The 20635-nt window shown below is 54.3% G+C and carries 20 protein-coding genes and 1 pseudogene; 4 read left to right on the top strand and 17 right to left on the bottom strand.

Going from position 1 to position 20635, the window contains the following annotated elements; translation table 11 throughout:
* Nucleotides 1–155 precede the first annotated feature (155 nt).
* Nucleotides 156–1001: an N-hydroxyarylamine O-acetyltransferase gene (gene nhoA / locus PGQ95_RS07130; protein ID WP_213316148.1), complete on the bottom strand. Its 846-nt coding sequence runs from the start codon at nucleotides 999–1001 to the stop codon at nucleotides 156–158.
* Nucleotides 1002–1175: 174 nt separating this feature from the next.
* Between nhoA and PGQ95_RS07125 the strand changes: the two genes are divergently transcribed.
* A complete protein-coding gene (locus tag PGQ95_RS07125) occupies nucleotides 1176–1757 on the top strand; it encodes a flavin reductase family protein (RefSeq protein WP_213316149.1) in 582 nt (193 codons plus the stop codon).
* A 42-nt stretch (nucleotides 1758–1799) separates the two neighbouring features.
* Here PGQ95_RS07125 and PGQ95_RS07120 read toward each other — a convergent pair whose 3' ends face one another.
* The 12 genes and pseudogenes from PGQ95_RS07120 to PGQ95_RS07065 all read right to left on the bottom strand — a co-directional run bounded on the left by PGQ95_RS07120 (nucleotide 1800) and on the right by PGQ95_RS07065 (nucleotide 12480).
* Entirely contained in the window at nucleotides 1800–2393 is a 594-nt protein-coding gene (locus PGQ95_RS07120) for a helix-turn-helix transcriptional regulator (RefSeq protein WP_223848511.1), read from the bottom strand.
* 66 nt (nucleotides 2394–2459) lie between these two features.
* Entirely contained in the window at nucleotides 2460–2894 is a 435-nt protein-coding gene (locus PGQ95_RS07115; RefSeq protein ID WP_015705537.1) for a winged helix-turn-helix domain-containing protein, read from the bottom strand.
* Nucleotides 2895–3249: 355 nt separating this feature from the next.
* Nucleotides 3250–3477 (bottom strand): tautomerase PptA, encoded by a 228-nt coding sequence (pptA, locus tag PGQ95_RS07110; RefSeq protein WP_015366439.1) that lies wholly within the window; start codon nucleotides 3475–3477, stop codon nucleotides 3250–3252.
* Nucleotides 3478–3545: 68 nt separating this feature from the next.
* The gene (locus PGQ95_RS07105) at nucleotides 3546–4163 is read right to left on the bottom strand and encodes a glutathione S-transferase family protein (protein WP_430917470.1); all 618 of its coding nucleotides are present in this window, start codon (nucleotides 4161–4163) and stop codon (nucleotides 3546–3548) included.
* Between the two features lie 35 nt (nucleotides 4164–4198).
* Nucleotides 4199–4897 (bottom strand): YoaK family protein, encoded by a 699-nt coding sequence (locus tag PGQ95_RS07100; protein ID WP_430917468.1) that lies wholly within the window; start codon nucleotides 4895–4897, stop codon nucleotides 4199–4201.
* Nucleotides 4898–4971: 74 nt separating this feature from the next.
* Entirely contained in the window at nucleotides 4972–5841 is an 870-nt protein-coding gene (locus PGQ95_RS07095) for an ABC transporter substrate-binding protein (RefSeq protein WP_113373291.1), read from the bottom strand.
* A 20-nt stretch (nucleotides 5842–5861) separates the two neighbouring features.
* Complete coding sequence (locus PGQ95_RS07090; protein WP_430917466.1) at nucleotides 5862–6638, bottom strand: amino acid ABC transporter ATP-binding protein; 777 nt, start codon at nucleotides 6636–6638, stop codon at nucleotides 5862–5864.
* A complete protein-coding gene (locus tag PGQ95_RS07085) occupies nucleotides 6622–7542 on the bottom strand; it encodes an amino acid ABC transporter permease (protein ID WP_087859556.1) in 921 nt (306 codons plus the stop codon). Before PGQ95_RS07085 ends, PGQ95_RS07090 begins: the two co-directional genes overlap by 17 nt.
* 9 nt (nucleotides 7543–7551) lie before the next feature.
* Nucleotides 7552–8061 carry a GNAT family N-acetyltransferase gene (locus PGQ95_RS07080; RefSeq protein ID WP_430917463.1) on the bottom strand — a complete coding sequence of 170 codons (510 nt, stop codon included), beginning with the start codon at nucleotides 8059–8061 and terminating at the stop codon, nucleotides 7552–7554.
* A gap of 11 nt (nucleotides 8062–8072) precedes the next feature.
* Nucleotides 8073–10336 (bottom strand): annotated as a pseudogene (locus PGQ95_RS07075) (NtaA/DmoA family FMN-dependent monooxygenase).
* A 24-nt stretch (nucleotides 10337–10360) separates the two neighbouring features.
* Nucleotides 10361–11482, bottom strand: coding sequence for an amidohydrolase (locus tag PGQ95_RS07070; RefSeq protein WP_430917461.1), 1122 nt, complete (start codon nucleotides 11480–11482; stop codon nucleotides 10361–10363).
* Nucleotides 11479–12480: an MsnO8 family LLM class oxidoreductase gene (locus PGQ95_RS07065; RefSeq protein ID WP_087859551.1), complete on the bottom strand. Its 1002-nt coding sequence runs from the start codon at nucleotides 12478–12480 to the stop codon at nucleotides 11479–11481. The genes PGQ95_RS07070 and PGQ95_RS07065 overlap by 4 nt, the downstream gene beginning before the upstream one ends.
* Before the next feature lie 205 nt (nucleotides 12481–12685).
* Between PGQ95_RS07065 and PGQ95_RS07060 the strand changes: the two genes are divergently transcribed.
* Nucleotides 12686–13573, top strand: a complete 888-nt coding sequence (locus tag PGQ95_RS07060) for a LysR family transcriptional regulator (protein ID WP_430917459.1) — start codon at nucleotides 12686–12688, stop codon at nucleotides 13571–13573.
* A gap of 187 nt (nucleotides 13574–13760) precedes the next feature.
* The gene (ansP, locus tag PGQ95_RS07055; protein WP_045382500.1) at nucleotides 13761–15218 is read left to right on the top strand and encodes an L-asparagine permease; all 1458 of its coding nucleotides are present in this window, start codon (nucleotides 13761–13763) and stop codon (nucleotides 15216–15218) included.
* Nucleotides 15219–15269: 51 nt separating this feature from the next.
* Here ansP and PGQ95_RS07050 read toward each other — a convergent pair whose 3' ends face one another.
* The gene (locus tag PGQ95_RS07050; protein WP_015366425.1) at nucleotides 15270–15491 is read right to left on the bottom strand and encodes a YgdI/YgdR family lipoprotein; all 222 of its coding nucleotides are present in this window, start codon (nucleotides 15489–15491) and stop codon (nucleotides 15270–15272) included.
* A gap of 144 nt (nucleotides 15492–15635) precedes the next feature.
* A complete protein-coding gene (locus PGQ95_RS07045) occupies nucleotides 15636–16697 on the bottom strand; it encodes a YncE family protein (protein WP_430917457.1) in 1062 nt (353 codons plus the stop codon).
* Between the two features lie 264 nt (nucleotides 16698–16961).
* Here PGQ95_RS07045 and pqqU point away from each other — a divergent pair, with 264 nt between their 5' ends.
* On the top strand, nucleotides 16962–19073 hold the full coding sequence (pqqU, locus tag PGQ95_RS07040) for a TonB-dependent receptor PqqU (protein ID WP_430917455.1): 2112 nt from the start codon (nucleotides 16962–16964) through the stop codon (nucleotides 19071–19073).
* 72 nt (nucleotides 19074–19145) lie between these two features.
* On the opposite strand, the gene PGQ95_RS07035 is transcribed toward pqqU, so the two are convergent.
* Entirely contained in the window at nucleotides 19146–19439 is a 294-nt protein-coding gene (locus PGQ95_RS07035) for a DUF406 domain-containing protein (protein ID WP_047054792.1), read from the bottom strand.
* Between the two features lie 149 nt (nucleotides 19440–19588).
* Nucleotides 19589–20626: an NADP-dependent oxidoreductase gene (locus PGQ95_RS07030; RefSeq protein ID WP_213316161.1), complete on the bottom strand. Its 1038-nt coding sequence runs from the start codon at nucleotides 20624–20626 to the stop codon at nucleotides 19589–19591.
* Nucleotides 20627–20635: the final 9 nt, after the last annotated feature.

Genomic DNA, 20635 nt, shown 5'->3' with positions numbered 1-20635 from the left:
TGGCGGCAGACATGCCCGTTTACCGGTAGCCCGGACGAGGCGCTCGCGCCGACTCCGGGTTTTTATTGACCCAGACTCCAGCCTGTATGCCGGATGGCGGCTACGCCTTATCCGGCCTACGACGACAATGCGCTTTCCTCGTCCCGTTATAAACGTTATTTCCCGGCTTCAGGATGGGTATCGAATGCCGCCATTACCGCTGCCAGCGCGGCTTCGCTGAAGCCGTGCTTCGGGTCGTCTACACCTAATCCGAAGCGGGTTTGCAGCGCTTCATACAGCGCCGACACGTCCGCAAGATCCACCTTCTCCACCACGTGGTTCTTGTCCCAGTGGGTAAAATGGAAATTGGTCAGCGTCATTTTCCCGCCGTCCGGCAGATGACGACACATCAGCAGATGGTGACGAAAATGGGACTGCGGCCAGTGCGCCGACCAGAAGTTGCCCATCACATAATCAGAAGCATACTGCCGCCCCAGATCAAAATGGTACATCGACTGCCAGTGTTCATGATGATTGAACTGCAGTGTCCACTCATCGCCTTCGTGCACCAGTCGATATACACCATGCGGTGTATGCTGCGGAATATCGGCCAGTAGCTTAATCGGCGCGGTCAGCGTCTGGCCGCCGAAGCCGACGTCGGCAATCCAGCGTTCGCCTTCGACCTCTACCAGCAGCAAGCGATGGGTACGCGGCGGCATTTGCGGCGGATTAGCCAACACCACGCGCCCCAGCAGGCTGCGAACCGAAAAACCGATCTCGCTTAACGCCCGCTGCAAAAGCCCGTTCTGTTCAAAGCAGTAGCCGCCGCGGCGGGCGGTGATTAACTTCTCTTCCAGCGCGCGATCGTCAAGATGGATTTCACGCGGCAACAATACATCCAGGTTCTCAAACGGGATCGCGCTATTGTGATGGCTATGCAACTCCCGCAGGGTGTCTATGGAAACATCGGGGGTTCCCGTCCAGGCCAGACGAGTAAAATACGCGCTTAAAAATGGGGTCATCAACGCCTCCAGCTTTTGGTGTCCGACATTTATAGCCTATTTTTTCCCCGCGACGGTGTATTTTGTGCGATCGCGCCAGCTGATATCTGATTTACATAGCCGTTGATGTATTGATTACCTTTGTATTGTGAATAAACTACTTACAGGCATTCGCCCACTCACCAAGGAACGCTTATGAGCCGTTTTCGCCACGTGGAACTTCAGTACGCCAGCCGCCTGCTCAACCACGGCCCGACCATTATGATCACCAGTTATGATGCGCAGTCAGGGCGGCGTAACGTGATGTCCGCCGCATGGTCGATGCCGGTTGAATTTGCCCCGCCGCGAGTGGCTATTGTGGTGGATAAAAGCACCTGGACGCGGGAGATCATTGAGCGTAACGGCGCCTTTGGCATTGTGGTGCCGGGCGTGGCCGCCGCCAGTTGGGTCTATGCGGTCGGCAGCGTGAGCGGGCGTGATGAAGATAAGTTCAATGCTTACGGTATCCCGGTGGTGAATGGGCCCGAACTGGGGCTACCGTTAATTGAAGAGAAATGTCTGGCGTGGATGGAATGCCGTTTGCTCCCCGCCACCGCGGCACAAGAGCAATACGATACGCTGTTTGGCGAAGTGGTTGCCGCCGCGGCCGATGAGCGAGCCTTCACCAGCGGGCGCTGGCAGTTTGATGATGACAAACTCAACACTATTCACCACCTCGGTACCGGCAATTTTGTCGCCAGCGGCCGTCACGTGCAGGCGAATACGCCACATAATTAACAGAACGACGGCAACTCTGCCGTCATTCCCTTTCACCATCTTTTAGAGTAAGTGATAAGACGGCGGGCTTATCATGAAGCGATGAAAGTGACTTCCACCTTTAAGGTTGAAGTTAGCTTTAATTTTATCTAAATGCGCATAAATGGTTTTTACCCGCAGACCCAACGCTCTGGCAATGGCGTTCACCGGAGTGCCTTTGGCGACATGATCAATAATCATCATTTCTCTTTCGCTGAGCGGAGCCCCATCTTTTGCCTTCATTACACTAAAATCCGGTTGACCATCATGATGATATAATTGCCGATGCTTGATCGTTAACAATAATTTTTGAACATTGTCTATGGTTTCACGACTGCTTATCCATAATATATTTTGGCGAAATAAAAGCCGACGTGAGTGAACGTTTCTGGAGGTGCTCACACCCAGAATCATGCCCTGATAAAATTGAGATAGCGCATAAATATGCTTGTAATCTTGATAGCCATGTAACGGCAATATAATGAGATCCGCTTGCTGTATAGAATGATTACAAAAATCCAAATCAGCGTAATCGATCTCATTATCGTCAGAAGCTATCTGTTGCAGACAGTGTTCCACGCCCAGTCGGAACCAAATATCCTTACTATTAATTATCACCTTCAATTTTATAACCTTAACATGAAAACGACAGGCATACCTTGAATACGGCAGACCCTATGGCTATTAATTTAGCTCGGACAGCTCACAAAGCTGAACGGTCGCATCATTATTCTGGCAGAATGGTTTATGAGTTCTTACCGAATAAACACTCGTAACGTAATGACTATTGATATAATAACCCTGAGTCTTAACGCGTAATATAATATCTTGTTCGATGCCGATATCCTTCAGGATCCGACGTAAATTTTGCATCACTTGCCATAAACGTTGTGATGAGGGCCTTAAATCATTTTTCTCCCAGACATGTACCATCAACTCTTCATCACTAACCATTCTTTCAAGACCATGTTCAAATAAATACTCAATTAAACAGGCCATCGTTTTTCGTAGACGGATGTTTTTTCTATTACCACTTACAGTAGCTATTTCCCGGTACTTCAAGAAGTAAAAAAAATCATCCTCTAATTGGTAACCAAGTAACGCACTACCTATTATCATTCATCTCTCCATGATAAAAATCATCATTTCAAAGGCAGGTTACATGGCAAATCAGCAATCGCCTAAACAATTTTGATATGCATAATAATCAAAACATAAAACTACATTTAAATACATACAAAGCGCAATGCACTATATAGTGCAGTATTATCAGTTATTTATGTTGATTAGGATTATTCTTAAATGGCCAATTACTTTACAAAAGGTAAATTAATGAAAGGTATGGAAATCAAAAAAAAGCCACTTTTATTGATCTGGATCAATAAAGTGGCATATCTTTCGCTCAAGTAAAATTGACCTCGGCCGATGGTAGTCTATTTAGCGTGACGAAAATGCGCTAACGGCGGCCGGTCTTTTACATTCGGTATCCCGGTTTCTTAATCAAAGAATCCATCTGCGGCGCGATTTCATTATCCCATACCTGCTGCCAGTCGCTCTGCTGCACCTGATTGAGCGCAACGCTAACTGAACTGTCTTTTGTACTAAGATGGCGGATCAGAACTTCAGTGATTTCCGCAGCCAGCGCATTTTTTTGCTCTTCGCTCAGTTCACGGGGAAAACATTTAATATCAACATGTGGCATAGCAGGCTCCTTATTCTTGGGAAATTAAAACTATCACATGTTTCCTGATGCAAGTCACAATTAGTGCTTTAAAGAAGATTGTTGTCATGCAGTACCTGCTGCAGCTCCGTACGGCGATAAACCGCCTGCGCCACGGCGGCAAACTTTGGCGTATGCGCCGCGAACCACTCTCGGCGCGGCCCCCAACTGTACATCGCGGCAATATAGCAATCCAACAACGTAATATCTCCGCCTAAGGCGTATGGCTCGGCAGCCAGCTGTTGTTCCAGCCATAGATAGAGTGATTTGCGGTATTGCTGACAGCTCTCACGCAGTTCGTCAGGCGCAGAGGCTGTCCAGCGTTCGGGATAGTCGGCATAGGTGAAGGTAGGATAAACGTTAGCCACCAGCCAGATCAGCAAACGTTGAAACTGCCGGCGCTGTGGCGTACCGGCTGGCGGCGCCAGATCCGGGCGCTCGTCAAGAATCATCAGCGCGATCGCCGCCGACTCCGTCATTACGCCGCCATCAGCCAGCAGCAAAGTAGGCACCTGACACAAGGGGTTGATCGCCAGCAGTTTCTCTCGCTGCGCGCCTGGCTGGTCAAAGCCATCGACATTGATAAATTGATAAGGGATGTTGGCCAAGGTCAACATCATCTCGCTTATTGCCGAGCCCCACCCCGGCACACCATACAATTTCATCATCGTCAGCTCCCAGGCAGAAAACTTTTAGCGTAGCACTAATTCCGCGCGGCGCTGAATTCACGCCAGGCGACGATGGCCACCAGTACCACCGGAATAAGTACCGAGTAAAAGCCCGTCAGGATGTAACCCAGCGCTCCGAGCCCTGCGCCCAGCAGAAAACCGAGCACCGAAGCCCCCGATTTTTTGATTTTCTCTCTATTCTCGCGGTTGGGCGCCTGACACCAGTTCACCACATCGATGGTTAACTGCGTAACGTTGCCGGTCATCATCGTACTCGGGCTGGTGGTGGGTAATAATAAACGGGTGGTTGCATTCCTCACCCCCATCGCCATTACGCCTGCCATCCCGGTAATTAACGCGGTCGCGCTATCCGCGCCGACAAAGGGCTGCCACAGCAGCCCCAACAGGCCAAAAAGCAGCAACAGCAGGATCTCGACAACGAACAAGCCGCCAAGGAAGCGCGGCGTGATAATTTTTCGACGTTTGATAACGAGCGTAACGATCGCCACCGCCAGCATAAAAACAGGTATGGCGAGCAGTTTCGATAAAATACCTTCGCTGTTGGTGGCCAGGGTCGCCCCCGCCACCACCAGGTTTCCCGTGACGTGGGCGGTAAACAGGCCAAACAAGGTGATGAAGCTGATGGTGTCGATAGCGCCGCCGGAAGCGGCGAGCAACGCGGGCTCACGATGATGCTGCCAGCGTTGCTCCAGTAAGAGTTGGTTTTCGGCCACAGTGATTAATCCATTAAAAAGACACACGATGTAGCCATGAGTATAGCAATCCCTGGCTATGAATAATCATTGCATCAATAGGTTATCCCCGGCGGATTAACCTCCGATTGCCTGACTTCCTCCCCCTGTTCCCCCCAGCGCGCGAGCACCTGCTGATATTCGCCGCGAGCGATCGCGCCATTCAGCGCCGCCTGCAGCGCGTATACCAGCCCATTGCCTTTTTTAGTGGTGGTTGCCACCCAGGCTTTTTTGGGACCGAGCCCGACAACTTTGGTTTTCCCGTTTAATGCCGCCTTATAAGAGGCCACCGACTGCGGGCCAAAAAAGACGTCCGCCCTGCCCGACTGAATATACAAATTGCCGGAGGCATCGTCGGTAAGGTATACCGGTAATGCCGGTCGCCTTCCCGCGGCTTCGTTTTCCGCATTCCACCCCAGCAGGATCCGCTCCTGGTTGGTGCCAGAACCGACAATGACTTTACGTCCTGACAGATCCTCTGCATTAGCGATATGGGTAATCTCACTGGTTGATTTCACCGAAAAGGCCAGCGAGTCAACGCGGTAGGTGGCGAAATCGAACTTTTCTTTACGCTTCTCGGTCACAGCGATGTTAATCAACGCCACATCGTAACGCCCTGACGCGATCCCCAAAGGCCAGTCCTCCCAGGCCGTTGGCACCAGTTTCAGTTTCAACCCCAGACTACCCGCCAGCAAACGGGCAATGTCCGGGTCGCTGCCGATACGCGTGCGGTTGTCGCTGGCCAACAGCGCCAGCGGCGGAGAATTTAACGCCGAAATCGCCACCGTTAGCACACCAGGCTCCACAAAACGGTAGTTCGGCGGGATTTTACTCACCGCGTTATCATCTCGCGTTACCGGCAATGGCCGTTCATTGGCGCGCAAATCGAGTTCGGCGCGCGCCTCGCCGATGCTCAGGAGCAGCATGAGCGCTGCAGCTAATTTCCTCATGCCAGCACCCGCGATAAAAATTGCCTGGTGCGCTGATGTTGCGGATTATTTAAAACTTCATCGCTGCTGCCCTGTTCAACGATTTTGCCATCGACCATAAACACCACCTGGTCGGCGACCTCGCGGGCGAAGCCGATCTCGTGTGTTACCACCACAAGCGTCGTCCCGGAGCGGGCAAGTTTTTTAATTACATCGAGCACTTCGCCCACCAGTTCCGGATCCAGCGCGGAAGTAGGTTCATCAAACAAGATCACACGCGGATTGAGCGCCAGCGCGCGGGCGATGGCGATGCGTTGCTGCTGGCCGCCGGAAAGATGCCGCGACCAGGCATCCGCTTTGCTGCGCAAACCGACAATGTCCAACAATTCATACGCACGAGCAATCGCCTCTTTCCGACTGGCCTGTTTATGGGCAATCGGCGCTTCAATCAGATTCTCCAGCACCGTCAGATGCGGGAACAAATTGAAGTTCTGAAATACGTAGCCCACGTTGACCCGCTGGCGGAGAATCTCTTTTTCTTTCAGCTCGTACAGCTTGTCGCCTTTACGGCGATAGCCGATATAGTCGCCATCAATCTGGATAAACCCTTCATCGACCCGTTCAAGATGGTTAATTGTGCGCAGCAATGTCGATTTTCCCGAACCGGACGGCCCCAGGATAACCGTCACCGTCCCCGGTGCTATTTCCAGCGAAACATCATCCAGCGCTTTATGACGGCCAAAGTATTTACTGACCCCGGTTATCGAAATATGACCATTACGAGAGTTGAGCATGGACGGCCTCCTGCGGCTGACGAGCCGGCTGGGTCACGCGATTATTACGCACGCTGTTCACCGCCGAGCGGCGTTCGCTGCGCGCCAGCGCGCGTTCAACCAGGTACTGAATTGCGGAGAGCACGCTGGTAATCACCAGGTACCACGCGGCGCCCACCATCAGTAGCGGGATCACTTCCTGGGTACGGTTATAGATCATCTGAATGGTGTAGAACAATTCCGGCATCGCCAGCACGTAAACCATCGCCGTCCCTTTTGCCAGGCTGATGATTTCATTGAACCCTGCGGGCAAAATGGTGCGCAGCGCTTGCGGCAAGATGATCCGCAGCGTGCGTCGCCAGGCCGGGAGTCCCAGCGCGGCGGCGGCCTCATACTGCCCGTGATCCACGCCCAAAAAGCCTCCGCGGATAATTTCAGCGGTATAGGCGCTCTGCACCAGCGTCAGGCCAACCACTGCCGTGGAGAACTGCCCCAGTACGTTGATAGTCTGGTAGCTCGCCCAGGTTACGCCGGTGAAGGGGATCCCCAGCGATAAGCTGTCGTACAGATAAGAGAAGTTATACAGAATGATCAACACCACGATTAGCGGCAGCGAACGAAACAGCCAAATATACCCCCATGCCAGACTGCTGAGCAGCCATGAGGACGACAAGCGGGCCAGCGCCAGCAGGCCGCCGAAGATGACGCTTAAAAGGGTGCCAAGTAGCGTGAGCAGCAGCGTTTGCCCCAACCCCTCAAGGATCACCGGATCGAAGAACCAGCGGGCGAATACCCCCCACTCCCAGCGCGGATTGAATGCGACCGACTGCAAGACAATCGCCAGCACCAACAGGGCCAATATCGCCCCGGCGATGCGCAGCGGATAGCGAGCAGGAACCACTTTGATCGTTTCAGATGATTGCATGATGCCTCCTTAAGCGCTGTGGCTGAGGGTGCTAACCGCCAGCGCTTTACTGAACCGCAACCGCCCGTCATAGGGCGGGCGGCTGTACTCTTCCGGGTCGCGAGTGAGATCAAATTGCGCCTCGTACCCCTGGCTTAAATAGAGCTTTACCGCTTCCGGCTGGCGAAAACCGGTGGTGAGAAAAATATGGCTATAACCTGCCAGCACAGCCCGACGCTCCAGTTCTTGTACAACCCTGGCGGCCAGCCCCTGTTGACGCAGGCGTCGATGCGTCCAGATCCGCTTAATTTCCGCGGTGTGGGTGTCTTTCGGCTTGTAGGCGCCGGTGGCGATGATTTCACCATCACGCTCCAGCACAATAAACAGACCCTGCGGCGGCAGATACCATTCGGTTAATTCCACTTCCACATCACGAGAAAAATAGTCGCCGTAACGGGCGGCGTACTCGGCAAACAGGCCGCTAATAATCGGCTGTAGTTCCGGCGCGTCCGGAGAGATATCACGAAATGCTTCGCTCATAGCGCCTCCTGTTAATCGCCCAGCCCGGCGGGGTTGATTTCCGATTGTGGGATACTCTCCACTCCCTCACCCCAGCGGTTGAGCACTTTGGCGTAGTCACCGCTGGCGATAGCGCCGTTGAGCGCCGCCTGGACGGCATTAACCAGCCCGCTGCCTTTCTTCAGCGTCACCGCGATATGCGCCGCCTTCGGCCACCCGCCGTCCACGCTGCCCACCAGCTTGGTTTTGCCAGTAAGGGCCGCTTTCCAGGCGCCTATGACGTTAGGGCCGAAGAACGCGTCGGCGCGGCCCGTTTGCAGAGCCAGCGTCTGCGCGGCGTCATCCTTGGTATAGACCGGTATAAACGGTTTAAGCCCGCGCTTAACGTTTTCCGCATTCCATGCCAGTAAGATTGCTTCCTGATTGGTGCCGGAGCCGACGATAATCTTCAGTCCGGCAATATCTTCCGCGTGGTCGATCTTGTTCAATGGGCTGGTGCTTTTGACATAAAAGCCCAGCGAATCTTTACGATAAGTGGCGAAATCGAACTTCTCTTTGCGCTCTTTGGTGACGGTAATATTGCTGATCGCGGCATCATATTTGCCTGAGGCGACGCCAAGCGGCCAGTCTTCCCACGAGGTCGGAACAACGTTGACTTCGAGGCCGAGGCTGTCAGCCACCAGACGCGCAATATCCGCCTCGCTGCCTAGCAACGTTTTATTGTCATCAGAAAACACCGTCAGCGGCGGCGAGTTCAGCGCCGCAACCGCGACGGTGAATTTGCCGGGAACCGCCAGATGCAGATCTTTCGGCAACAGCGCAATTGCCTGCGGATTTTTTGCCGTACGAATCGGGGTTTTATTGGCTTCCAGGCTAACCCCGGTGCCATTGATATTGACGTCCTGCGCCCACGACGAGGCGCTAAATGCCAACGCGAAGGCCAGCAATAATGTTGATTTCTGCATAGCGCGATTCTCTTTTATTATTTTTCGAATTGGTTAATGGGCAGATCCAGCCCCAGGCTTTCCCGCAGCGTGGTGCCTGGATAGTCGCGGCGGAACAATCCGCGCGCCTGCAGCAATGGCACCACTTCATCAACGAAACGCGGGAAGGTTTCCGGCGTACCGCCCTGAATAATGAAGCCATCGGCGGCGCGTTGTTCGAACCACTGCTGCAGGCCGTCGGCAACTTCGCTGGCCGTGCCGGAAAACCGTGGGCGCGGGCTGGCAGCCTCCAGCGCCACCTGGCGCAGGGTTAATCCCCGTTCCCGAGCATTGCGTTTAATCTCATCGGTGGTGCTGCGAAAGCTGTTTTGCCCAAGATCGCCAATATCCGGGAAGGGTTCATCCAGTGGATATTGCGCAAAGTCGTGATGCTCGAAGTAACGACCCAGGTAATTCAACGCGTCGTCGATAGAGACCAGCGCCGCCGTGGTCTGGTATTGACGCTCCGCATCCTCCGCGTCGTCACCGACGATTACGCTGACGCCCTGGAAAATATGCAATTGATCCGCACTGCGCTGATAGGCAGCCAGTTGGCTTTTGACATCCTGATAAAACGCCTGCGCCTCGGCTAACGATTCCTGGTGGGTAAAAATGGCATCGGCGTGGCGAGCGGCTAATTTTTTGCCGTCATCGGAGGCGCCGGCCTGGAATATAATGGGCCGTCCTTGTGGCGTGCGGGCAATATTCAAAGGGCCAGCGACTTTAAAGAAATCGCCATGATGATTAAGCGTATGCAGTTTATTTTTATCAAAAAACTGTCCGCTCTCTTTATTACGCACAAAAGCGCCATCTTCCCAGGAATCCCACAAGCCTTTAACCACCTGAAGATATTCGTCGGCGATGCGATAGCGCAGCGCATGATCGGGATGCTGGGCGCGGGAGAAGTTTTTCGCCGAGCCTTCCAGCGGTGATGTCACCACGTTCCAGCCGGCGCGCCCGTGACTTAAATGATCAAGGCTGGCGAACTGTCGCGCGGTCGTGAACGGTTCGCTATAGGAGGTGGAGAGCGTGCCGACCAGCCCCAGACGATCGGTCACCGCCGCCAGCGTTGATAATACCGTTAACGGCTCAAAACGATTTAAAAAGTGCGGGATGGATTTTTCGTTAATATATAACCCGTCGGCGACAAAAATAAAATCGAGTTTCCCCTGCTCGGCTTTTTGCGCCGTTTCTTTCACAAATTCAAAATTAATACTGGCATCCGCCAGCGCCGCCGGATGACGCCAGGCGGACATATTTCCAGAGGCGCCATGTAAAATCGTCCCCAGACGTAATTGCCGTTTTTCAGACATAGTGACCCCTTACCCTGTCAAAAATTAAATATGGTGTAATGCCTGTTCCGCCAGATCCGCGAAATAGCGCGCGGCTGGGGCAATGACGTTTTCATCCGGATTAAAGGCCGGGTGATGCAGGCCGAATTCACTGGCGCTACCAATGCTGACGAAAGCGCCCGGGATATGCTGCAGATAGACGGCAAAGTCTTCGCCGCCCAGGTGCAAATCGGCGTGATGCGTGCGATAACCGAAGCGGTCGGCCGCCTCGCCGGCAAATGCCGCCCAACGTTCATCATTGACCAGCGCCGTTGGCCCGGCGTACCAGAAGACATCGATTTGCGCGCCGAAGGCGCTGGCGAAGCCGGCGGCGATTTCGCTGACTCTCACCTTAACCCGCTGCTGCACCTCACTGCTGTGGGTGCGCAGCGTTCCTTCGAGCTCCACGCTTTCCGGCAAAACGTTCCAGGTATTCCCCCCCTGGATGCGCGTTACGCTAAGCACCACCGAATCCAGGGTGTTCACTTCGCGGCTGGCGACGCTCTGCAGCAGCGTCACCAGTTGACTCGCCAGCAGGATGGCATCTTTTCCTTCATGCGGCCGGGCGGCATGCGCCCCTTTGCCGGTCACTTTGAATACGAAGCGGTCGACGTTGGCGTAAAACGGGCCGCCGCGGGTGGCGAATTCGCCAACGGGTAAATTGGGCTCATTGTGCATGCCAAAGATGGCCGATACGCCGTCAAGCGCCCCAACGCGGATCAGCGTTTTTGCACCGCCGAAACTCTCTTCCGCTGGCTGGAACAGGATCCGCACTCGCCCCGTCAGTTGCGCTTCTCGTTCCTTTAACAACAACGCTGCGCCAAGCATTACGCTGGTATGTATATCGTGACCGCAGGCATGCATGACGCCGGGATTTTGCGAGCGGAACGGCAGCCCGGTGGCCTCTTCTATCGGTAGCGCGTCAATATCGGCCCGCAGGGCGATGATTTTGTCGCCGCTACCGACTTCCGTCACCACGCCGGTGGTTAACTCGTAAGGTAGCAGCGGGAGGCCGCCGCTTTGCAACCAGTCGCGAATACGCGCGGTGGTTGCCACTTCCTGTAACGAGAGTTCCGGGTTCTGATGCAGTTCGCGCCGCCAGCTAATCAACTGTTGTTCGAAATTCATGGCGTTACCTCCGCGCCAAGATGCGCCTGCGCCAGCAACCCCAGCGATTCCAGCCGCGCACGGCCTTCGGCAATAGGGGTATCGATAATAAACTCATCAATTCCCCACTGCGCCTGAAGGGCATCGAGTTTTGCTTTAACCTCGTCTGCAGTACCGAATATGAGAGAAGACTCGCGGCGTTCGATGCGCGTGGGCGGACTCCCCGCCTGACGGGCAAAGGCCGCTGCCTGAGCTTCGCTACCCACCGTTACCCGCTGGCCGTTTGCCAGCTCGACGCCCCAGACTTCCACCTGCTTCGCCAGTTCGGCCGCGCTGGCGGTGTCTTGCGCAACAATTACCTGTACGGCCACGATGACCTCGCGGCGGCTCAACTCACGCCAGTTCGTCAGCACCTTCTGCAACAGATTTTTATCGCCATTGAGATGCGCGGCGAAAACGAAGTTCCAGTCCAGGCTCGCCGCCAGACGCGCACTTTCAACGCTGGCGCCGAGCAGGAAACCGTCCGCGCGGCGCGGCGGGATGGGGGTCGCGCGCAGGCTCTCCTCACCCTGACTTTCGGTCAACGTTAGCCAGTTATCAAGCTGGGCAAGCTGTTCGGCAAAACTGCCCTTCTCATACTGATGGACGCCCTGTTGTAGCGCGCGAGTGGCGAGCGGCAGACCGCCTGGCGCTTTACCAACGCCGAGATCGACGCGTCCTGGCGCAATACTGGCGAGCAAATTGAAGTTTTCAGCGACTTTGTAGGGGCTATAGTGCTGGAGCATCACGCCGCCGGATCCGACGCGGATCTGCCGGGTTTGCCCGAGGATCCAGGCAATCAGCAGCTCCGGCGACGGACTCGCCAGTTGTTCCGCGTTGTGATGCTCGGCAATCCAGAAACGATGATATCCCCAGCGTTCTGCCTGTTGCGCAAGCATTAACGTACGCGCCAGCGCCTGAGCGGCAGTTTCGCCGGGAGCCAGAGGACTTTTATCCAGGATACTGATTCGATAAGACATTTCGCAGGCTCGTTTTAATTAACATGCCTGCATTATTAGAATCTGCAGCGCGTGCTGAGAAACAATTTATTCACATGTACTCTGCCGGAAATTAGATATGCGCAATAAAAGACGCGTGCAATAGGGTGTCTTCGTGGCGGATCTGCCGCACAAGGTTTAGACTCAACTTCCAGCCATGAATCAAATTCATTAATGCGGAATAATAATGCTAAAAGATAACTTCAACGATCTCCTGTCGTTTATGGTGGTCGCCCGCGAACGCAGTTTCACCCGCGCCGCTGCCCAACTTGGGGTGTCGCAATCCGCGCTGAGTCATGCGATGCGCAACCTCGAAGCCCGGCTTGATGTTCGTCTGTTAACCCGTACCACCCGCAGCGTCGCTCCCACCGAAGCGGGTGAAAAATTGTTCCAGAATTTACGTCCACATCTCACGGAAATTGAACGCGAGCTCAGCGCCTTGAGGGATAGCCGCGCCCTTCCGGCGGGTAATATTCGTCTTAACGCCGGTGAACACGCCGTCAGCGCGATATTATGGCCGGCATTAAAACCCTTTATGTTGCGTTATCCCGATATCAATATCGAAATTACCGTCGATAACGGCCTGGCCGATATCGTCGATGGCCGCTTTGACGCCGGCGTACGCCTTGGCGATCAGGTGGCAAAGGACATGATTGCGGTGCGCATCGCCCCGGACATGCGCATGGTTGTCGTGGGCTCGCCCGATTATCTACAACGCTACGGCGCCCCGCAGACGCCCTATCAACTGGATCAGCACCGCTGTATTAATATGCGCCTACCTACCCGCGGCGGGATTTACGCCTGGGAATTCACCGACGATGGTAAAAGTTTTCAGGTTTATGTGGATGGCCAACTGACGCTGAATAGTTTGCCGCAACGCATTGATGCCGCTGAATCTGGTCTCGGCCTGGCCTATGTGCCGGATGATTGCGTCGAGGAGGCGCTGGTTGCCGGTCGTTTAGTACGGGTGCTCGATGCCTGGACACCCTCCTTCCCTGGTTATCATCTGTATTATCCCAGCCGCCGTCAGCATACCGCTGCGTTTGCGCTACTCGTCGACGCGTTGCGTCATTGAACTCATTGATATTTAAGTAAGTGCTGTAGTGAAATGTTTTACGTGCGTCACTATCACGTTACGTGTAGGATGCAGCGCCGTGCCTGATTTATCTCTACGACAGAATAGTGAGAAAGCCAGCACGATGTATCGCCGCTGCGCGATACGACAACCACTCATGGACATTGACAGGAAAATGGGTACATCAATGAATAACAAACACACTGACGCGGCGGAACATCATGCCGCGAAACGCCACTGGCTCAACTCGCACGAATCGGGTTACCACAAAGCAATGGGCAACCGTCAGGTACAGATGATCGCCATTGGCGGCGCCATCGGTACCGGTCTGTTTCTCGGCGCCGGGGCGCGTTTACAAATGGCAGGCCCGGCGCTGGCGCTGGTTTATCTGGTTTGCGGTATCTTCTCCTTCTTCATCCTTCGCGCCCTCGGCGAACTGGTTCTCCATCGCCCCTCCAGCGGTAGTTTCGTCTCTTACGCTCGTGAATTTCTCGGTGAAAAAGCCGCCTACGTCGCCGGCTGGATGTATTTCGTCAACTGGGCAATGACCGGTATCGTCGATATCACCGCCGTCGCCTTGTATATGCACTATTGGGGCGCTTTCGGCGATGTCCCGCAGTGGGTCTTCGCCCTTGGCGCGCTGGCGATCGTCGGCACCATGAATATGATCGGCGTGAAATGGTTTGCTGAGATGGAGTTCTGGTTCGCGTTGGTGAAAGTACTCGCTATCGTTGCGTTCCTGGTTGTCGGCACGATTTTCCTCGGTACCGGCAAACCGCTGGATGGCAATGCCACCGGCTTCCATCTGATTACCGACAACGGCGGTTTCTTCCCGCACGGTCTGTTGCCGGCTCTGGTACTGGTTCAGGGGGTCGTCTTCGCCTTCGCTTCTATCGAGCTGGTGGGTACCGCGGCGGGCGAATGTAAAGATCCGGAAACCATGGTACCGAAAGCGATTAACAGCGTGATCTGGCGTATCGGCCTGTTCTACGTCGGTTCCGTCGTACTGTTGGTGCTGCTGCTGCCGTGGAACGCCTATCAGGCAGGACAAAGCCCATTCGTCACCTTCTTCTCGAAGCTCGGCGTACCGTACATCGGCAGCGTGATGAACATCGTCGTGTTAACTGCCGCCCTCTCCAGCCTGAACTCCGGCCTGTACTGCACCGGGCGCATTCTGCGTTCGATGTCGATGGGAGGTTCAGCGCCGAAGTTTATGTCGAAGATGAGCCGCCATCACGTCCCTTACGCCGGGATCCTCGCGACACTGGCAGTTTACGTGGTGGGAGTCTTTCTCAACTATCTGGTGCCGTCGCAGGTATTTGAGATCGTGCTTAACGTCGCCTCTCTGGGGATTATCGCCTCATGGGGCTTTATCGTGATCTGCCAGATGCGTCTGCGTAAGGCTATCAAGGAAGGAAAAGCGGCGGATGTAAGCTTCAAGATGCCGGGCGCGCCGTTTACTTCATGGCTGACGCTGCTGTTCTTGCTGAGCGTACTGGTGTTGATGGCTTTTGACTACCCGAACGGCACCTATACCATCGGGTCCATTCCGCTGCTGGCGGTGCTGCTGGTCGCAGGCTGGTTCGGCGTACGTAAACGCGTGGCTGATGTTCACAGCACGGCGCCGGGCGTTGAAAAACGCTAAGCGCTTTTCCATAACGGTTTGCCCCTCAGCGGGCAAACCGTCACCAAAAAATTAATTATCTTCCACCAGCTGAGCAACATCGCTGCTGTTGATTTCGCGTTTGTTGCCAGACTCATCGATATAGCTGGTCATGCCGGTCTCTTTATCCAACTGCGGTTTGCCGTGGGTCACAATAGTTTGCCCACTTTTTGTCGTCATGACGTAATTCGAGCTGCAGCCTGCCAGAAGCGCCAGCATTGCCGCCGCGCAGATCACCATATATGGCTTTTTCATAATTTCTCCAGAATGATTACCACTTTCCCGCCGCGCGCGGGAAAAAGTAAGTGTATAACCTTTATAGTAATCAGGCTAATAGCGGTTTGTAACAGAGGATGAGACCCGGAGTGGAGTAAGGAGGGGTCGCCCCCTCCCTTGAGATTACAGGGCAATGCGGATTACGTCGTCCGGCGCGGTGGCCTCTTTCTGACGAGTTGACTCCTGTTTCACGCTAACAAACAGCGTTTTTCCATCGGCGGACAGCGCCAGGCTATTCGGGAAGGTTGGCGTTTTGAAGGTTTTAACGACCTTATAGGTCTTAGCATCAATGACGCTGACTTCACCCGCTTTGCGATGGGTGACATAGACTTCGTTGCGGGCCGGGTTAAAAAGTACCGCCAGAGATTCCGGCGCGGCGATTTTTTGCAGTACTTTCCCGTCACGAATATCTACCACCAGCACTTCCGGCTGCTTGCTGTCGGTAATGAAAGCACGGTGACCAGCTGTATCCAGGCTCAGGTTCAGGTAGAAATGCTCCTTACCATCATCCTGCAGCTTCTTGCGCGAGAGGATCTTATTGCTATCGGTATCGATAGTCAGTAGTTCGCCATCGGCATTGGTGGTGTAAAGACGTTTAGCGTCAGCATCGATTGCCAGTCCGGTGGCCATCGCGCCGGTATTGGCGATGGTATCTTTCAGCGTCAGCTTGTCGCCATCCACCACCCAGATGACGCTCTCTTTACCCAGCCCGGAGATATACACGGTATTGGTTTTCTCATTCACCACCAGCTCACGCGGCTGCAGCGGGCGTACGGTATCACTACGTTTACGGTCATCGAGCACCAGTCGCCCTTTCACCACGCTGGTTTTGGCATCTATTGCGGTGACGCTGCTATCAACGGTGTTGCCAAACCACAATGTCTGGGTGGTGTTATTGATGGTGGCGCCGAACGGTTTCAGGTCGTTATGAATAACCTGGGTGATGTCGAGCGTAATCGGATCCAGACGATAGACGATGCCGCCCTTATCAAGGGAACGGCTTTGCGAGGTCGCAACCCACAGCGCATTTTCCTGCTGGCTGTACGCCATTTCGTACGCGCCTTTACCAACCGCTTTGCGCAGGAGCTCTTCGGCGGCGTGGGCGCTGAAGCTGCCTGCCAACAGTAACGACGTTAATAACAGAGAACGACGCAGACGCGGCGCGGATAACTGACGTAATGACATAACGATTCCCTTTATAGAACAATTAATTACCGGTTAGAGATGGCTTCCACAGCGTAAAGTTTAACTTCACTCGTTTTGTAAATGAGAATAGTAATCATTATTTATCTTAATGTGGAGCGTTAATTGTCTTTTTTGCTTAAAAGAATCACCTTTGCTGGCTATTACTTAACGACTGGTTAGTTAATTATTTTCAAAGAATTTACAAACGGTGTAACATATATACATATGTTCCATTTGGTACGTTTCTCTTTGCGAGTCGCTTTAATGAAGATTATTGCCATGCGCACGGTCGCGCTCCCCGCTTTATTACTCCCTCTCGTCGCCAACGTGCATGCCAGCACCAACGACGAACAAACCATGGTCGTCACGGCGACGCCTACCGCGGTTTCCGAACTGGATACCCCTGCCGCCGTCAGCGTAGTGAATGGCGATGATATGCGACAGGCCGCCCCGCGAATTAACCTCTCGGAATCGCTCGGCGCGGTACCCGGTTTACAGGTACAAAACCGGCAAAACTATGCTCAGGATTTGCAGTTGTCGATTCGTGGTTTCGGTTCCCGCTCCACCTACGGCGTCCGTGGCCTGCGGCTATACGTTGACGGTATCCCTGCCACCATGCCCGATGGCCAGGGGCAGACATCGAATATCGATATCGGCAGCATCGATAGCCTGGAAGTGTTACGCGGACCTTTTTCCGCGCTCTATGGCAACTCTTCCGGCGGCGTAATTAACGTCAATACCCAAACCGGCAGCCAGCCGCCGACCATTGAGGCCAGCAGCTACTACGGCAGCTTCGGTACCTGGCATTATGGACTGAAAGCTACCGGCGCCGTCGGCGACGGCACTCAGGCAGGCGACGTCGACTACACGGTGTCTACCAACCGTTTCACTACCCATGGTTCACGCGACCATAGCGGCGCGCGGAAAAATCTCGCCAACGCAAAATTAGGCGTGCGTATTGATGACGTCAGTAAATTAACGTTGCTGTTCAATAGTGTGGATATTAAAGCTAACGACCCGGGCGGATTGAGCTACGACGAGTGGCAGAATAACCCGCGCCAGTCGCCCCGCGGCGACCAGTACAACACACGTAAAACGGTGAAGCAGACTCAGGCCGGATTACGCTATGAGCGCCAGCTTAGCCAGCAGGACGATCTGAGCGTGATGATGTATGCCGGCGAGCGCGAAACCACTCAGTACCAGTCAATCCCCATGGCGCCGCAGCTGAAGCCCTCGCATTCCGGGGGAGTCATCGATTTGACTCGCCATTATCAGGGGATCGATACCCGCTGGACCCACCGCGGCGAATTGCTGGTGCCGGTGACCTTTACCACCGGTCTTGATTACGAAAATATGAGCGAACGGCGTAAGGGTTACGAAAACTACGTTCTGATGAACGGCGCGCCGCAATATGGCGAACAGGGCAACCTGCGCCGTAATGAACGTAATCTGATGTGGAACCTGGACCCATACTTGCAAACCCAGTGGCAGCTGACCGACAAGCTCACATTCGATGCTGGCGTTCGCTACAGTTCCGTGTGGTTTGACTCTAACGACTATTACGTCACCCCGGGTAACGGCGACGATAGCGGCGATGCCAGCTATCACAAATGGCTGCCAGCCGGTTCATTGAAATATGCCGTCACGGATGCCTGGAATATCTATCTTTCCGCCGGGCGCGGTTTTGAAACGCCGACGATCAATGAGCTCTCTTATCGTTCTGGCAACCAGAGCGGATTAAATTTCGATCTTAAACCTTCCACAAATGAAACCGTGGAAATTGGCAGCAAAACGCGGATAGGCAACGGACTGTTCACCGCCGCGCTTTTCCAGACCGATACCGACAATGAGATTGTGGTCGATTCCAGCAGTGGCGGTCGCACCAGCTATAAAAACGCCGGTAAGACCCGTCGTCAGGGAATGGAATTAGGTCTCGACCAGCAGTTTGGCGACAGTTGGAAATTAAAAGCAGCATGGACCTGGCTCGACGCCACCTATCGCACGAACGTTTGCGGTTCGTCGGACTGCAACGGCAATCGTATTCCGGGTATCGCCCGCAATATGGGCTATGCCTCTTTCGGCTACCAACCGGAACAGGGCTGGTACGCGGGTAGCGATATCCGTTATATGGGCGACATTATGGCCAACGACGCCAACACCGCCAAAGCGCCATCGTGGACCGTAGTTGGCCTGACCACCGGCTATAAGTGGAGCTACGGGAAAATGGATATGGATCTGTTCGGCCGCGTCGATAACCTGTTTGATCGCAATTACGTGGGCTCAGTGATTGTCAACGAATCCAATGGTCGTTATTACGAACCGGCGCCGGGCCGTAACTTCGGCATCGGTATGAATGTCGCGTGGCGTTTCGAGTAATGACGCCTGTCGATGAGTGATAAAAAAAGCAGGGTCCCAACTGGGAGCCCTGCTTTATTCCGCCGCATTCTGTTAGAAGGCGCTTCTTAAAGACAATTCGAAAATAATTTTTTCCGCCTGGCAGGAGAAATTCACCGCCGCGTCCAGTTTCGCCTCATTACCCACCGGTTCAATAGTGTAATCCACGGTCGGCGTTTCGCTGGCGGCGGCAACGGCGCGTTCACGAATGGCCGCTACCGCGGACTCCGCTTCTTCACGGGTGGGGAAAAGTTTCTCGACCCGGTAAACGCAGTCTTCGTTATCGATAATGGTGCCAACATCAATGGCGCAGCCTTTGGTACTGCATTTATCAACTACATCTTTCATCGCATTAACCTCTTAAGTTTCCTTAAGGATAAAAAGCCGCTCACGGAAAAGCAAACCATTAATAAAAGTATGGATTAATCATTTTTTGGTTAAAGGCGGCGAAAGCGCCCCCGCATGCTTCTTCGGGGGCATTGGAGAAAACGGCGACGTTACTCGTCCGCTGCGACGTTAATCACCACTTTGCCGAAGTTTTCCCCCTTCAGCAGGCCAATCAGCGCCTGCGGCGCCTGCGCCAGGCCGTCAATCTGCTGCTCGCGATATTTGATTTTACCTTCCTGTACCCAGCGCCCCATTTGCTGCTGGAACTCGGCAATGCGATGGCCATAATCCTGGCCGATGATAAAGCCCTGCATACGAATGCGTTTTTTAAGGATGGTCGCCATCAGCAGCGGCAGCCGATCCGGGCCATCCGGTAAGGCGGTGGCGTTGTAGCCGCTAACCAGTCCGCACACGGGAACACGCGCCGCAGTATTCAGCAACGGCAGAACCGCATCAAAGACTTTACCGCCGACGTTTTCATAGTAGACATCGATTCCCTGCGGACACGCCTGCGCCAGCTGCTGGCTGAAATCCGCAGCGCGATGGTCAAGACAAATATCAAAGCCTAACGTCTCTACCGCATAACGACATTTCTCGGCGCCGCCGGCAATACCGACGGTGCGGCAACCCTTAAGTTTGCCAATCTGCCCGACGGTGGCCCCTACCGGCCCGGTTGCCGCCGCCACCACCAGCGTTTCGCCCGCTTTCGGCTGGCCGATATCCAGCAGCCCCATATAAGCGGTAAATCCCGGCATGCCTAACACCCCCAGCGCCCAGGAAGGGTGTTCAGGATTGTCGCCGAGCTTAACCAGATCGCTACCATCGGAAAGCGCATAATCCTGCCAGCCACTATAGCCAAGCACCCACTCACCGGGTTTAAAATCAGGGTGATTAGAGCTCACCACGCGACTTACCGTCCCCCCGACCATCACCGCGCCAATGTCCACCGGTGGCGAATAAGAAGGCGCATCGCTCATCCGTCCGCGCATATAAGGGTCGAGTGACAAATAAATAGTCCGCAGCAGGATCTGATTCGCCCCCGGCGTTGGTAGATCGCCCTCTTCCAGTCTGAAATTTTCGGCGGTAGGTTCACCGTGCGGGCGTGAAGCCAATACCCAGCGGTGATGGCGTTGTGGATTAGCGGTCATAGCAAACTC

The organism is Klebsiella sp. 141240 (assembly GCF_050600805.1).
Classification (GTDB): domain Bacteria; phylum Pseudomonadota; class Gammaproteobacteria; order Enterobacterales; family Enterobacteriaceae; genus Klebsiella; species Klebsiella aerogenes.
This window is presented reverse-complemented; position numbering and strand designations above follow the sequence as displayed.